The sequence below is a fragment of the Pseudomonas sp. 1912-s genome (assembly GCF_029269205.1).
GTDB lineage: Bacteria > Pseudomonadota > Gammaproteobacteria > Pseudomonadales > Pseudomonadaceae > Aquipseudomonas.
Map to the genome: position 1 here is coordinate 42,233 of NZ_JARIXR010000002.1, position 12,993 is coordinate 55,225.

The 12,993-nt window shown below is 62.4% G+C and carries 15 protein-coding genes and 1 other RNA gene; 10 read left to right on the forward strand and 6 right to left on the reverse strand.

The annotated features are described in order from the left end of the window. Positions 1-78: 78 nt before the first annotated feature. Entirely contained in the window at positions 79-528 is a 450-nt protein-coding gene (locus P3C29_RS02935) for an EVE domain-containing protein (RefSeq protein ID WP_201125655.1), read from the reverse strand. 196 nt (positions 529-724) lie between these two features. Here P3C29_RS02935 and P3C29_RS02940 point away from each other — a divergent pair, with 196 nt between their 5' ends. Beyond that, entirely contained in the window at positions 725-874 is a 150-nt protein-coding gene (locus P3C29_RS02940) for a hypothetical protein (RefSeq protein ID WP_003213959.1), read from the forward strand. A 7-nt stretch (positions 875-881) separates the two neighbouring features. On the opposite strand, the gene P3C29_RS02945 is transcribed toward P3C29_RS02940, so the two are convergent. The 4 genes from P3C29_RS02945 to P3C29_RS02960 all read right to left on the reverse strand — a co-directional run bounded on the left by P3C29_RS02945 (position 882) and on the right by P3C29_RS02960 (position 2,300). Beyond that, entirely contained in the window at positions 882-1,511 is a 630-nt protein-coding gene (locus P3C29_RS02945) for a 5-formyltetrahydrofolate cyclo-ligase (protein WP_275963885.1), read from the reverse strand. Between the two features lie 56 nt (positions 1,512-1,567). Next, positions 1,568-1,746: non-coding RNA, 6S RNA (ssrS, locus tag P3C29_RS02950), on the reverse strand. Between the two features lie 30 nt (positions 1,747-1,776). Further along, the gene (locus P3C29_RS02955) at positions 1,777-2,094 is read right to left on the reverse strand and encodes a cell division protein ZapA (RefSeq protein ID WP_003213956.1); all 318 of its coding nucleotides are present in this window, start codon (positions 2,092-2,094) and stop codon (positions 1,777-1,779) included. After that, positions 2,091-2,300 carry a TIGR02449 family protein gene (locus P3C29_RS02960; protein ID WP_003213954.1) on the reverse strand — a complete coding sequence of 70 codons (210 nt, stop codon included), beginning with the start codon at positions 2,298-2,300 and terminating at the stop codon, positions 2,091-2,093. Before P3C29_RS02960 ends, P3C29_RS02955 begins: the two co-directional genes overlap by 4 nt. A 138-nt stretch (positions 2,301-2,438) precedes the next feature. Here P3C29_RS02960 and P3C29_RS02965 point away from each other — a divergent pair, with 138 nt between their 5' ends. The 9 genes from P3C29_RS02965 (at position 2,439) to gcvH (ending at position 11,797) form a co-directional block, all read left to right on the forward strand. Continuing rightward, the gene (locus P3C29_RS02965) at positions 2,439-2,996 is read left to right on the forward strand and encodes a YecA family protein (protein ID WP_003213952.1); all 558 of its coding nucleotides are present in this window, start codon (positions 2,439-2,441) and stop codon (positions 2,994-2,996) included. 20 nt (positions 2,997-3,016) lie between these two features. Beyond that, complete coding sequence (gene pepP / locus P3C29_RS02970; RefSeq protein ID WP_010167901.1) at positions 3,017-4,339, forward strand: Xaa-Pro aminopeptidase; 1,323 nt, start codon at positions 3,017-3,019, stop codon at positions 4,337-4,339. Further along, positions 4,336-5,523, forward strand: coding sequence for a 2-octaprenyl-6-methoxyphenyl hydroxylase (ubiH, locus tag P3C29_RS02975; RefSeq protein WP_275963886.1), 1,188 nt, complete (start codon positions 4,336-4,338; stop codon positions 5,521-5,523). Before pepP ends, ubiH begins: the two co-directional genes overlap by 4 nt. Beyond that, entirely contained in the window at positions 5,516-6,001 is a 486-nt protein-coding gene (locus P3C29_RS02980; RefSeq protein WP_010167898.1) for a DUF4442 domain-containing protein, read from the forward strand. The genes ubiH and P3C29_RS02980 overlap by 8 nt, the downstream gene beginning before the upstream one ends. A gap of 9 nt (positions 6,002-6,010) precedes the next feature. Continuing rightward, complete coding sequence (locus P3C29_RS02985; protein ID WP_275963991.1) at positions 6,011-7,228, forward strand: 2-octaprenyl-3-methyl-6-methoxy-1,4-benzoquinol hydroxylase; 1,218 nt, start codon at positions 6,011-6,013, stop codon at positions 7,226-7,228. A 95-nt stretch (positions 7,229-7,323) separates the two neighbouring features. Then, the gene (locus P3C29_RS02990; RefSeq protein ID WP_169386881.1) at positions 7,324-8,328 is read left to right on the forward strand and encodes an extracellular solute-binding protein; all 1,005 of its coding nucleotides are present in this window, start codon (positions 7,324-7,326) and stop codon (positions 8,326-8,328) included. A gap of 178 nt (positions 8,329-8,506) precedes the next feature. Further along, positions 8,507-10,123 (forward strand): iron ABC transporter permease, encoded by a 1,617-nt coding sequence (locus P3C29_RS02995; protein ID WP_275963887.1) that lies wholly within the window; start codon positions 8,507-8,509, stop codon positions 10,121-10,123. A 156-nt stretch (positions 10,124-10,279) separates the two neighbouring features. Further along, positions 10,280-11,362 (forward strand): glycine cleavage system aminomethyltransferase GcvT, encoded by a 1,083-nt coding sequence (gene gcvT, locus P3C29_RS03000; protein ID WP_010167890.1) that lies wholly within the window; start codon positions 10,280-10,282, stop codon positions 11,360-11,362. 51 nt (positions 11,363-11,413) lie between these two features. Next, on the forward strand, positions 11,414-11,797 hold the full coding sequence (gene gcvH / locus P3C29_RS03005) for a glycine cleavage system protein GcvH (RefSeq protein WP_010167888.1): 384 nt from the start codon (positions 11,414-11,416) through the stop codon (positions 11,795-11,797). A 42-nt stretch (positions 11,798-11,839) separates the two neighbouring features. Here the strand turns inward: gcvH and P3C29_RS03010 are convergent, their stop codons facing one another. Then, on the reverse strand, positions 11,840-12,979 hold the full coding sequence (locus P3C29_RS03010; protein WP_010167886.1) for a DegT/DnrJ/EryC1/StrS aminotransferase family protein: 1,140 nt from the start codon (positions 12,977-12,979) through the stop codon (positions 11,840-11,842). Positions 12,980-12,993 lie beyond the last annotated feature (14 nt).

The window sequence follows — 12,993 nt, forward strand, 5'->3', positions numbered from 1 at the left end:
GGGTCAAATGAAGCGCCAGCCTAACCCGGTTGACGCGCAGATGCATGCGCCATGGGCGTGACCGCAGGGTTCTGCCTTTTAGCGCAGGCCGAGCACCGCGGCCCACTGCTCGGCGGTGACGGGCATCACCGAAAGGCGGCTGCCTTTTTGTACCAGGTGCAAGTCGGCGAGGGCGGTTTGCTGTTTCAGATAACCCAGCCCCAGGACCTTCGGGAACGTCTCGACGTGGGCGACATTGATTGCGCTCCACGGGTTCTTTTCGGGTGTCGCCCTGGCGTCGAAATAATGGCTGTCAGCCTCCAGTGCGGTGGGGTCCGGGTAGGCCGCCTCGACGATTTTGCCGATGCCGGCAATCCCCGGTTCCGGGCAACTGGAATGGTAGAAAAAGAAGTGGTCACCCACTGCCATCGCCCTCAGGAAGTTGCGTGCCTGATAGTTGCGAACCCCATCCCACCGGGCCTCTCCGAGCTTTTCCAGGCCGGTGATCGACAGTTCATCGGGCTCGGATTTCATCAGCCAATAGGCCATGTTTTTTCTCCTCAAAAGGCGATTGGGAAAGTTGTCCTGCAATTTTATGACAAACCGACGGTCGGTTGGCGTCAAGGTTTGCGTGTTGGTTCACGTTACCGCAGAATGCCGGGGTTTTGAGCTTGACGCAGCTGGCACGGACTACTAATGGAACGTTGCTGTCATCGTGTGCAAGATGCCTGAAGGGGGGCAATCGATGAAACGCAAACCGGATTTACTATGGATTTTGGTTATTTTGTTCGGCCTGGGCGTTGTGACCACCGGCTATGCGCAGAGCTTGTGGTCGAACAAGACTGACGCACCGATTGAACTCGCACAGCAACAGCCGCAACCGTTCAAGCGCTGACCCGTCTTTAAGGCGCTGCTGATTCCAGTAGCGTCCCTGCCCTATACCAATCCTTATCGGTGACTGTGCCCTCAAGCGGTACATCCCAGCTTGCCTGCGCCAATCGTTCGACCTTCTGACATTCATGAGCCAGGCCCAACAGCGTCGGCTTGCGCCAGGATTTGCGGCGGGCCGTGTAGGCGAGGCTGCGGTCATAAAAGCCGCCGCCCATGCCCAGTCGCCCACCCACATCATCGAAGCCCACCAAAGGCAGCAGCACCAGGTCCAGCGCCCAGACCTTGCGTTGACGGCTGACATTCACCTGTGGCTCAAGGATGCGAAAACGGTTGGGGCTCAGCTTCTCGCCAGGGCGCACCCGCTGGAACACCATCTTGGTTCGCGGCCACGCGCTGAGCACCGGCAGGTACGTCGCCTTGCCCCGGCGCTGTGCAGCGCGCAGCAGCAGGCGCGGATCGATTTCACCGTCCGTCGGCAGGTATAAGGATATGTGTTTGGCCCGGCGAAACAGCGGGTGCTGTGCCAGTTGCCGATACAGGCCAAGGGCGGCCTGGCGTTGCTCGCTGGGCGTGAGGGCGCGGCGGGCTTTGCGCAGCATGCGTCGAAGTTGCGGGCGGGAAAGCGGCGCAGGTTCGGTCATGGTTTTCGGCTCATAAAACAATGCCAGTCCTGAGACTGGCATTGGATTTGGGAATCAGGCTCCCCGACAGAACCGCTGTCGACTTAGCCCTTGAACCCGAAAGTTCAAGGTGGAAGAAACAGTAGGCTTTAAGGCTTTCCGTCTAGCGGACATGCACACCAGCCCAACGTGTAACTTCCAGGGTAGTGCGAATCGGCTCAGGGACATCGCCGACTGGCAAGCACGCCAGGGAGTGGGGCGAGTATACCCGAAACCGACGCCGCAATCAGCCCTTGGGTGGCTCTGGATCGGTAGAAAGTACCAGATCGACCCGCTCCAGCAGGTCGCGTACCTGCTCACGCGTCGAGCCGCTGGCCTGCACGTCAGGCCGTTCCTGCTTATGCAGTAAATCGTGGGTAATGTTCAGCGCGGCCATCACGGCGATGCGATCGGCGCCGATGACTTTGCCGCTGCTGCGTATTTCACGCATCTTGCCGTCCAGGTAGCGGGCAGCGCTCACCAGATTGCTGCGTTCTTCCTGTGGGCAGATGATCGAATATTCTTTGTCGAGAATCTGCACGGTGACGCTATTGCTTGAACTCATGAGTCTTGCTCCAGGGCCTTCAGGCGCGAAATCATCGATTCGACCTTACGCCGGGCGATTTCGTTTTTTTCAATGAGGTGAGCGCGTTCCTCGCGCCAGGTCTTTTCCTGAGCTAATAGGAGTCCGTTTTGGCTCTTAAGTTGCTCGACCCGGTTAATTAGCAGCTCGAGTCTGGCCATCAGCGCTTGCAGGTCGGTGTCTTCCATTGGGTTCCACTGGATTTGTCTGATGAATGGCAACTGCTGGATAAACGATCTGACGCCCTCGATAGTCTTGGTACGTCTGCCGATGCTAGGATACAGCGCTTCATTCTAGACATTGCGCCGTCTGGCGCCTAGCTCACCATGCCCATTCAGAACTCCCCGTACGATGCTTTTTCCAAACTGCTGAGCTCCAGCGGTCATCCTTGCTCGCCTGCCGAGCTGCACGGCGTGCTGTTGGGCCGCAGTTGCACCGGTGTCGGCTTTGATGCCGACAACTGGCTGGCCGACGTCGCCGAGCTGCTGGAAACCGAGCCCACCGAAAACGTGCGCAACGCCCTTATCGGCCTGCAAGAGATGGTCAAAGGCGAACTGACCGGTGATGACGTCACCGTCGTGTTGCTGCTGCCTACCGATGACGCACCGCTCACCGAGCGCGCTGCAGCACTGGGCCAATGGTGCCAAGGCTTCCTCCACGGCTTTGGCGTGAACGCCGGCGGCCTCGACCTGAGCACCGATGCCCAGGAAGTGCTGCAAGACCTGGCCGCCATCTCGCAGGTGCAAGACGCCCTGGAAGAGTCCGAAGACGGCGAAAGCGACTACATGGAAGTCATGGAATACCTGCGCGTCGCGCCGCTGCTGCTGTTCACCGAGACCCGTAAATCGGCTGAGCCCGCTGCACCCAAGCCGTCGCTGCACTAAGAAAGGAAGCCCATCTGCCCATGATCCATATCCCCAAAGCGGAATACACCCGGCGCCGCAAGGCGCTCATGGCGCAGATGGAACCCAACAGCATCGCCATCCTGCCGGCAGCCGCGGTTGCTATCCGCAACCGTGACGTCGAGCACGTCTACCGTCAGGACAGCGACTTTCAGTACCTGAGCGGCTTCCCGGAACCGGAAGCGGTGATCGTGCTGATGCCCGGCCGCCAGCACGGCGAGTACGTGCTGTTCTGTCGTGAGCGCAATGCCGAGCGCGAACTGTGGGACGGCCTGCGGGCCGGCACCGAAGGCGCGATCCGCGAGTTTGGCGCCGACGACGCGTTTCCGATCACCGATATCGACGACATCCTGCCCGGCCTGATCGAAGGCCGCGACCGGGTGTACTCGGCCATGGGCAGCAACGCCGAGTTCGACCGGCACCTGATGGAGTGGATCAACGTGATCCGCTCTAAAGCGCACCTCGGCGCCCAGCCACCGAACGAATTTGTTGCCCTGGATCATCTGCTTCACGACATGCGCCTGTATAAATCGGCGGCAGAAGTGAAGGTGATGCGCGAGGCCGCGCGGATTTCCTGCGCGGCCCATGTGCGGGCGATGCAGGCCAGTCGCGCGGGTTTGTATGAGTTCAGCCTGGAAGCGGAGCTGGATTACGAGTTTCGCAAGGGCGGGGCGAAGATGCCGGCCTATGGCTCCATCGTCGCCTCCGGGCGCAACAGTTGCATCCTGCATTACCAGCAGAATGACGCAGTGCTCAAGGACGGCGACCTGGTGTTGATCGATGCCGGTTGTGAGATCGACTGCTACGCCAGCGACATCACCCGCACCTGGCCGGTGAGCGGCAAGTTCTCCGCCGAGCAAAAGGCGATTTACGAAATCGTGCTGGCTTCCCAGGAAGCCGCCTTTGCCGAAATCGCCCCGAACAAGCATTGGAACCAGGCCCACGAGGCGACGGTGCAAGTGATCACCGCCGGGCTGGTCAAGCTGGGATTGTTGCAGGGTGACGTCGACGAGTTGATCGCCAGCGAAGCCTATAAAGCCTTCTACATGCACCGCGCCGGCCACTGGCTGGGCATGGATGTGCACGATGTGGGCGAATACAAGGTGGGCGGCGAGTGGCGGGTGCTGGAAGTCGGCATGGCGCTGACCGTTGAGCCGGGGATTTACATCTCGCCCGACAACCAGAACGTGGCGAAGAAATGGCGTGGCATTGGCGTACGCATCGAGGACGACGTGGTGGTGACCAAGCAAGGCTGTGAAATTCTGACCGGTGGCGTGCCCAAGTCCGTTGCCGAGATCGAAGCACTGATGGCAAGCGCCCGATGAGCCGGGTCAACCTGGCGATTATCGGCGGCGGCCTGGTGGGCGCCAGCCTCGCCTTGGCGTTGCAGGCGGGGGCCAAGGCCCGTGGCTGGAAGATCGTGCTGATCGAGCCGTTCGCCCCCGGCGACAGTTACCAGCCGAGTTATGACGCGCGCTCTTCGGCGCTGTCCTTCGGCGCTCGGCAGATTTATCAACGGTTGGGCGTGTGGCAGGAGATTTCCCGCCGCGCCGAGCCGATCAAGCAGATTCATGTGTCGGACCGTGGCCGCTTCTCCACTGCGCGCCTGTCGGCCATGGAAGAAGGCGTGCCCGCCCTCGGCTACGTGGTGGAAAACGCCTGGCTCGGCCAATGCCTGTGGCAAGGCCTGGACAAAGAGGTGGTCAGTTGGCGCTGCCCGGCGGAAGTCACCCGCATGGAGCCGCTTGCCGATGGCTACCGCCTGACCCTGAATGACGAAACCGAGCTGGAGTGCGACCTTGCGGTGCTGGCCGATGGCGGCCGTTCCGGCTTGCGCGAACAACTGGGTATCGGCGTTAAAAAACGCCCGTACAACCAGAGCGCGCTGATCGCCAACATCACCCCGAGCGAAGCCCACAACGGCGAGGCCTTCGAGCGTTTCACCGACGAAGGGCCGATGGCCTTGCTGCCGTTGCCGGACAACCGTTGCGCGCTGGTGTGGACCCGCATCGGCATGGACGCCCAGCGTCTGGCCGAGCTGGACGAGCGCAGCTTCCTCAGTGAATTGCAGGGCGTGTTCGGCTACCGCCTGGGCACCCTGAAGCAGGTCGGTGCCCGTTACTTGTACCCGTTGACCCTCGTGGAAGCGGAAGAGCAAGTGCGCTCCCATCTGGCCGTGCTCGGCAATGCCGCCCACAGCCTGCACCCGATTGCCGGCCAGGGCTTCAACCTGTCCCTGCGCGATGCCTACGCCCTGGCCGAGGCCTTGTTGGCCGGGCCGGCAGTACCGGGCGACCTGGCGACACTGCAGGCGTACCGCGAGCGTCAGCGCATGGACCAGAAACTCACGGTTGGTTTCTCCGATCAGGTGACCCGATTGTTTGGCAGTGCCCAGCCGTTGGTAGCGCTGGGCCGCAACATGGGCTTGCTGGGCCTGGACTTGCTGCCGCCGGCCAAACGCTGGTTCGCCCGCCAGGCCATGGGCCTGGGCACCCGTCCCGATGCGTGAGTGGCTGACCCAACGCCTGGGCAAGGCGCGGCTGCTGCGCTGGTTCCTGACCCTGTACCCGCCGTACCTCGGTGCCGGGGTTCGGGTGCAGCACCTCAGCGCCGATTTCCGTCACGCCAAGGTGCGCATGGGCCTGGGCTGGTACAACCGTAATTACGTGGGCACGCAGTTTGGCGGCAGCCTGTATTCGATGGTCGACCCGTTCTACATGCTGTTGCTGATGGAGAACCTGGGCCGCGACTACATTGTCTGGGACAAGGCCGCGAGCATCGATTTCATCTCGCCGGGCAAGGGCCCGGTGTATGCCGAATTCTCCATCGACGATGCCTTGCTGGACGAGATTCGCCAGCACACCGCCAGCGGCGACAAATACCTGCCGCAGCTCAAGGTGCAGATTCATGACGGCTCCGGCACCCTGGTGGCGCGGGTCGACAAAACCCTTTACGTGCGGCGCAAGCCGCAATCGAGACAGGCTTAAAGCATGGACATGCGCGCAGATGTGCTGATTGTCGGGGCCGGAATGGTCGGAAGCGCCCTGGCGCTGGCGTTGCAGGGCAGTGGCCTGCAGGTGCTGCTGCTCGATGGCAGCCCGCTCAGCGTCAAGCCGTTCGACCCGCAAGCCGCGTTCGAGCCGCGGGTGAGCGCCTTGTCGGCGGCCAGCCAGCGCATCCTCGAGCGCCTTGGCGTGTGGGACGGGATCGTCGAGCGACGCGCCAGCCCGTACGCCGAGATGCAGGTGTGGGACGGCAGCGGCACCGGGCAGATCCACTTCTCGGCGGCCAGCGTGCATGCCGAGGTGCTGGGGCATATCGTCGAAAACCGTGTGGTCCAGGATGCCTTGCTCGATCGCCTGCATGACTGCGACCTGGGCCTGCTGGCCAATGCGCGCCTGGAGCAGATGCGTCGCTCCGGTGATGACTGGCTGCTGACCCTGGCCGACGGCCGCACCTTGCGCGCGCCGCTGGTGGTCGCAGCAGACGGTGCCAACTCGGCCGTGCGCCGCCTCACGGGCACCGCCACCCGAGAGTGGGATTATCTGCACAACGCCATCGTCACCAGCGTGCGCAGCAGCCAGGCGCATCAGCGCACGGCCTGGCAGCGTTTTACCGATAACGGCCCGCTGGCCTTCTTGCCGCTGGTGCGGGACGGGCAGGAGGATTGGTGTTCGATCGTCTGGTCGACCACCCCGAGTGAGTCCGAGCGTTTGATGGCGCTGGACGACGAAAGCTTCTGCCGTGAGCTGGAGCTGGCCTTCGAAGGCCGCCTGGGCACGGTGTTAAGCGCCGATCCACGGCTGTGCGTGCCGTTGCGTCAGCGCCATGCCAAGCGTTACGTGGCCGAGGGGCTGGCGTTGATTGGCGATGCGGCCCACGTCATTCATCCGCTGGCGGGGCAGGGCGTCAATCTGGGTTTCCTCGACGCGGCGGTGCTGGCCGAGGTGCTGTTGGCCGCTAATGAGCGCGGCGAGCGCCTGGCGGAGGTGAAGGTGCTCAGCCGTTACGAGCGTCGGCGCATGCCGCACAACCTGGCGCTGATGGCTGCGATGGAAGGTTTTGAACGGTTGTTCCAGGCCGATCAACTGCCGTTGCGCTGGTTGCGCAATGCCGGGTTGAAGGTGGTCGAGCAGATGCCCGAGGCCAAGGCGCTGTTCGTGCGCCAGGCATTGGGTTTGACCGGGGATTTACCGGAGCTGGCCAAGGCCTGAGGGGGCAGTGCAACATCTGGTAACGCCTCCGCCGAGCGCTACCAAATGTGAGTCCTTATCATTTGCCCTCTTTTTGCAAATGAGAGACCGCACCCATGTTGGCACCCAAGCGCCTCCTGACTGCCCTGGCACTCACCCTTATCGGCAGCACCACCGTGCAGGCGGCCGACGAAGTCGTGGTCTACTCCTCGCGTATCGACGAACTGATCAAGCCGGTGTTCGACGCCTACACCAAGAAGACCGGCGTGCAGATCAAGTTCATCACCGACAAGGAAGCGCCGCTGATGCAGCGCATCAAGGCCGAAGGTGAAAACGCCACCGCCGACCTGCTGCTCACCGTCGACGCCGGCAACCTGTGGCAAGCCGAGCAGATGGGCATCCTGCAACCGTTCACCTCCGCGGTGATCGACAAGAATATTCCCCTTCAATATCGCTCTTCGGCCCATGCCTGGACCGGCTTGAGCCTGCGCGCGCGCACCATCGCCTACTCCACTGATCGCGTGAAGCCGGGCGACCTGACCACCTACGAAGCCCTGGCCGACAAGCAGTGGGAAGGCCGCCTGTGCCTGCGTACCGCGAAGAAGGTCTACAACCAGTCGCTGACCGCCACCCTGATCGAAACCCACGGCGCGGCCAAGACCGAGGAGATCGTCAAGGGCTGGGTCAACAACCTGTCCACCGACGTGTTCTCCGATGACATCGCCGTGCTGGAGGCGATCAATGCCGGGCAGTGCGACGTCGGTATCGTCAATACCTACTACTACGGCCGCCTGCACAAGCAGAAGCCGGACCTGGCGGTGAAGCTGTTCTGGCCGAACCAGGGCGACCGTGGGGTGCACGTCAACCTGTCGGGCATCGGCCTGACCAAACATGCGCCACATCCGGAGGCCGCCAAGGCGCTGGTGGAGTGGATGACCACGCCGGAAGCGCAGAAGATCTTTGCGGACGTGAACCAGGAATTCCCGGCCAACCCGGCGGTGCCGCCGTCGGCGGAAGTCGCGACCTGGGGCAAGTTTGTGGCCGATACATTGCCGGTGGAAGTGGCGGGCAAACGTCAGGCTGAGGCCATTCGCTTGATGGATCGGGCTGGCTGGAACTAAGTAGACTCTTCAAGACACCGCAAGACAGTGTGGGAGCTGGCTTGCCTGCGATAGCATCACCACGGTGTGACTGACACACCGTGGTGCCTGCATCGCGGCGGTGCGACGGTTCGACAAGCCCGGCTCCCACACTGTGTTGTGGCGAGTTCAAGATATTATTCCCAGAGATCCGATCCTTTTGGCCCATCCCGCCCAACGCCGCTGGTACCTGCCGGTCTTCACCGTCGCCGCCCTGGTGCTGTTGCCGCTGAGCGTCCTGTTGCTGTCGTGGCAGACCATCGACCAACAGATCTGGTCCCATCTTTGGGAAACCCAGATGCCGCGCCTGTTGGGTAACACCCTGACCCTGGTGCTGGGTGTTGGTGTGGGCGTCACGCTGCTGGGCGTCAGCCTGGCGTGGCTGACCAGCCTCTGCGAATTCCCCGGCCGGCGTTGGCTGGACTGGGCCTTGATGCTGCCTTTCGCGATTCCCGCCTACGTCCTGGCCTTCGTGTTCGTCGGCCTGCTGGACTTCTCCGGCCCGGTACAAACCCTGTTGCGCGACGTGTTCGGCATGGGCTTGCGCCTGCCACGCGTGCGATCAACCAGCGGCGTGATCATCGTGCTGGTGCTGGTGTTCTACCCCTACGTTTATCTGCTGGCGCGCACGGCCTTCCTGGCCCAGGGCAAAGGCCTGATGGAAGCGGCGCGGGTATTGGGCCAGTCGCCATGGCAGGCATTCTGGCGCGTAGCGTTGCCCATGGCGCGCCCCGCCATCGGTGCGGGCGTAGCCCTGGCGCTGATGGAAACCCTGGCGGATTTCGGCGCGGTCTCGGTGTTCAACTTCGACACCTTTACCACCGCCATCTACAAGACCTGGTACGGCTTTTTCAGTCTTTCCAGTGCGGCGCAGTTGGCCAGCCTCTTGTTGCTGGTGGTGATGTTGGTGCTGTACGGCGAACGCCGCGCCCGGGGCGCCAGCCGGCCGAGCAATGAGCGGCCTCGCGGCAAGGCGCTGTACCACCTGCGCGGGTTCACGGCGGTGGCGGCCAGCGTTTGGTGCGGCTTGGTGTTTGCCTGCGCGTTTGTGATTCCGATGCTGCAACTGGTGGCCTGGTTCTGGCAGCGCGGCCGCTTCGACCTGGACGAGCGCTACGCCGGTCTGATCGTCCATACCCTGTACCTGGGGGGGATGGCGGCCCTGATCACCGTCAGCGTGGCCCTGGTGCTGGCGTTCGCCCATCGCCTGGCACCCACGCGGGCCATCCGCTCCGGCATCAGCCTGGCCAACGTGGGTTACGCGCTGCCGGGCTCGGTGCTGGCGGTGTCGATCATGTTGGCGTTCAGCTACCTGGATCGCGAACTGGTGATCCCGGTCTCAGGCTGGCTGGGTGGCGCCGGCAAACCGCTGTTACTGGGTAGCCTGTCGGCGCTCTTGCTGGCGTATCTGGTGCGTTTCATTGCGGTGGCCTATGGGCCGCTGGAAAACAGCCTGGCGCGAATCCGTCCGTCCTTGCCCGAAGCTGCCCGCAGCCTGGGAGTCAGCGGGCCGCGACTGTTTTGCAAAGTGTATCTGCCACTCTTGCTGCCGGGCACCCTGAGTGCGGCGTTGCTGGTGTTTGTCGATGTGCTCAAGGAAATGCCGGCCACCTTGCTGATGCGCCCGTTCGGCTGGGACACGCTGGCGGTCCGGATTTTCGAGATGACCAGCGAAGGCGAGTGGGCGCGGGCTTCTCTGCCGGCCCTGACCCTGGTGTTGGTGGGCCTGTTACCGGTCATCGGGCTGATCCGACGTTCGGCGAGACAAATCGGCTAGGTGCCAGTCCTACGCCTTGAGGCTACAATGCGCGGCATTCGGTGCGGTCGATCTTCCAGATCGGGTCGCTGAACGCGGCTACAGGCCTTGTATTTCAAGGTGTGTAGCCCGAACGGCAACCGTCCGCACCTTCGCCACGCCCGGAAGGAGAAACCCATGGGACAGCGCACGCCTCTGTATGACCTGCATCTCGCCCTTGGCGCGAAAATGGTCGATTTTGGCGGTTGGGATATGCCTTTGCATTACGGCTCGCAGGTTGAGGAACACCATCAGGTGCGACGCGATTGCGGGGTGTTTGATGTATCCCATATGACCGTGATCGATATCACAGGCCCCCAGGCCAAGGAATGGCTCCAGCATTTGCTGGCCAATGATGTTGACCGATTGCACGGCTGCGGCCGTGCGTTGTACAGCGCCATGCTCAACGAGCAAGGCGGCGTGGTGGATGACATGATTGTCTACCGTACCGAGAGTGGTTACCGGCTGGTGGTCAACGCCGCTACCCGTGACCAGGACATGGCCTGGATGCAGGCCCGGCTCGGCAGCTATCAGGCCCGGCTTCACGAGCGTCCCGAGTTGGCCATGCTTGCCATTCAGGGCCCCCACGCCCGGCAGAAGATCGCTGAGCTGGTGACTCAGTCTCGCGCCACCTTGATCCACCAGCTCAAGCCCTTTGAAGGCCTGGCCGATGGCGACTGGTTTATTGCGCGCACCGGTTATACCGGTGAAGACGGCCTGGAAATTGTCCTGCCGGCCGAGCAGGCCCCGGCGTTTTTCAACGATCTGGTCGGCGCAGGCATTTCCCCCATCGGCCTCGGCGCCCGCGACACGCTGCGCCTTGAGGCCGGCATGAACCTCTACGGTCAGGATATTCACCAGGACGTATCGCCCTTGGCGGCCAACATGGCCTGGAGCATCGCCTGGGAGCCGGCCGGGCGTGATTTCATCGGCCGTGCCGCCCTGGAAGCCGAAAAAGCAGCAGGTGTGAAGTCCAAGTTGGTCGGCCTGGTGCTGGAGGAGCGTGGGGTTTTACGCGCACATCAGGTGGTTCGTATCGCCAATGTTGGCGAAGGAGAGATCACCAGTGGTAGTTTCTCTCCTACGCTAAGCAAATCCATTGCCCTGGCACGTGTGCCGTCGGCGACTGCTGACCGGGCCGAGGTGGAAATCCGCGGCAAGTGGTACCCGGTTCGGGTGGTCAAGCCGACGTTCGTGCGCCATGGCAAAACATTGATTTAACTTTTCCGGCGGGCCAATGGCCGCTGACATTTTTTCTTGAGGACACAGACTATGAGCGATATCCCTGCCGACCTGCGTTTTGCCGAAAGTCACGAATGGGCCCGTCTGGAAGCTGACGGCACCGTGACCGTCGGGATCTCGGACCATGCCCAGGAAGCATTGGGGGATGTGGTGTTCGTTGAGTTGACCGAAGTCGGCAACGTGTTCAAGGCGGCTGACCAGGCCGGCGTGGTTGAATCGGTGAAGGCCGCTTCGGATATCTACTCGCCGATTGCTGGCGAAGTGATCGCGGTGAACGACGCCTTGAGCGGTGAGCCAGAGCTGTTGAACTCCGACCCTTACGGCGCCTGGATCTTCAAGCTCAAGCCAAGCAACCCGGCTGACTTGGAAAAACTGCTGGACGCTGCCGGTTACAAGGCTGCCATCGGCGAGTGATCCCGCTGCGGGAGCCGGCAACCGGCTCCCGCAAAGGTTTTGTCAGCGCTTCAACACCGCTTTTACCGCCGCTACCGAACGCTCTACGTCCGCTTTCGTCATCGCCGTGAACATCGGCAGCGACACAATCAAACGCCCCACTTTTTCCGCTACCGGGAACATGCCTTCCTTGAATCCCTGCGCCTTGTACAAGCTCAGCAGGTGGATCGGCGGGTAGTGATAGCCAATGCCGACGCCATGGGCCTGCATCTGCTCCATGAATGTGGCACGGGCCGGCAAACCGTCCTGGCGCTCCGGCAGTACCAGCTGGAACAGGTGCCAGTTGCTGTTTTCGAAATCGGCCGGTGGCAATTGCGCACCGTACTGCGCTTCAAAATCACTGCCGAAACACTCGAAATAGTGCCGCGCCAGTGCCTGGCGGTGGGCGGTGATCTTCTCGATATGGGCAAACTGACCCAGGCCGATGGCCGCTGCAATGTCGGTCATGTTGAACTTGCCGCCGAGCACGTCCACGTCCAGGCCGTCGAAGCCGGTGCGGGTAACGCCTTGCAGGCGATATTTCTCGGCCAGGCGTGCTTCTTCAGGGGTGTTCAACACCAGGCAGCCGCCTTCGGACGACGTGATGTTCTTGTTCGCCTGGAAGCTGAATGACACGAAATCGCCCGTAGAGCCAATACGTTCGCCATCCCAGCTGGAGCCCAGGGCCTGGGCAGCATCTTCGACAATGCGCAGGTTGTACTTGTTGGCCAGTGCGTAGAGCAGCGGCATGTCCACGGGAAGGCCGGCCAGGTACACCGGGATGATCGCCTTGGTGCGCGGGGTGATTGCCGCTTCTACCTGGGCCAGGTCGATATTGCGGGTGACCGGGTCGATATCGGCGAACACTGGCGTGGCGCCGACCTCCAGAATCACGTTGGCAGTGGCGACCCACGAGATCGGGGTGGTGATGACTTCATCCCCGGGCCCGATGCCGGCGATGCGCAAGGCAATCTCCATGGTGCAGGTGCCCGAGTTGAAGGTGCGCACCGGGCGCCCGCCAAAGTATTCCGACAGCTGCGCTTCGAACGCCTGCACTTTCGGCCCGCTGGTGATCCAGCCGGAGCGCAGTACGTCGCCCACCGCCGAGATGGTGGCTTCATCAATGGTGGGCTTGGAAAACGGCAGAAAGGGCAGTTGGCTCATGGCGTTGAAGGCAT

Bases quoted from the DNA above. Each gene is read 5' to 3' on its own strand.
- gcvT (WP_010167890.1), top strand. From the start codon at position 10,280: ATGGGACAGCGCACGCCTCTGTATGACCTGCATCTCGCCCTTGGCGCG.
- P3C29_RS02940 (WP_003213959.1), top strand. From the start codon at position 725: ATGAAACGCAAACCGGATTTACTATGGATTTTGGTTATTTTGTTCGGC.
- P3C29_RS02955 (WP_003213956.1), bottom strand. From the start codon at position 2,094: ATGAGTTCAAGCAATAGCGTCACCGTGCAGATTCTCGACAAAGAATAT.
- P3C29_RS02965 (WP_003213952.1), top strand. From the start codon at position 2,439: ATGCCCATTCAGAACTCCCCGTACGATGCTTTTTCCAAACTGCTGAGC.
- pepP (WP_010167901.1), top strand. From the start codon at position 3,017: ATGATCCATATCCCCAAAGCGGAATACACCCGGCGCCGCAAGGCGCTC.
- P3C29_RS02980 (WP_010167898.1), top strand. From the start codon at position 5,516: ATGCGTGAGTGGCTGACCCAACGCCTGGGCAAGGCGCGGCTGCTGCGC.
- P3C29_RS02960 (WP_003213954.1), bottom strand. From the start codon at position 2,300: ATGGAAGACACCGACCTGCAAGCGCTGATGGCCAGACTCGAGCTGCTA.
- P3C29_RS02945 (WP_275963885.1), bottom strand. From the start codon at position 1,511: ATGACCGAACCTGCGCCGCTTTCCCGCCCGCAACTTCGACGCATGCTG.
- P3C29_RS02985 (WP_275963991.1), top strand. From the start codon at position 6,011: ATGCGCGCAGATGTGCTGATTGTCGGGGCCGGAATGGTCGGAAGCGCC.
- P3C29_RS03010 (WP_010167886.1), bottom strand. From the start codon at position 12,979: ATGAGCCAACTGCCCTTTCTGCCGTTTTCCAAGCCCACCATTGATGAA.
- P3C29_RS02990 (WP_169386881.1), top strand. From the start codon at position 7,324: ATGTTGGCACCCAAGCGCCTCCTGACTGCCCTGGCACTCACCCTTATC.
- P3C29_RS02935 (WP_201125655.1), bottom strand. From the start codon at position 528: ATGGCCTATTGGCTGATGAAATCCGAGCCCGATGAACTGTCGATCACC.
- ubiH (WP_275963886.1), top strand. From the start codon at position 4,336: ATGAGCCGGGTCAACCTGGCGATTATCGGCGGCGGCCTGGTGGGCGCC.
- gcvH (WP_010167888.1), top strand. From the start codon at position 11,414: ATGAGCGATATCCCTGCCGACCTGCGTTTTGCCGAAAGTCACGAATGG.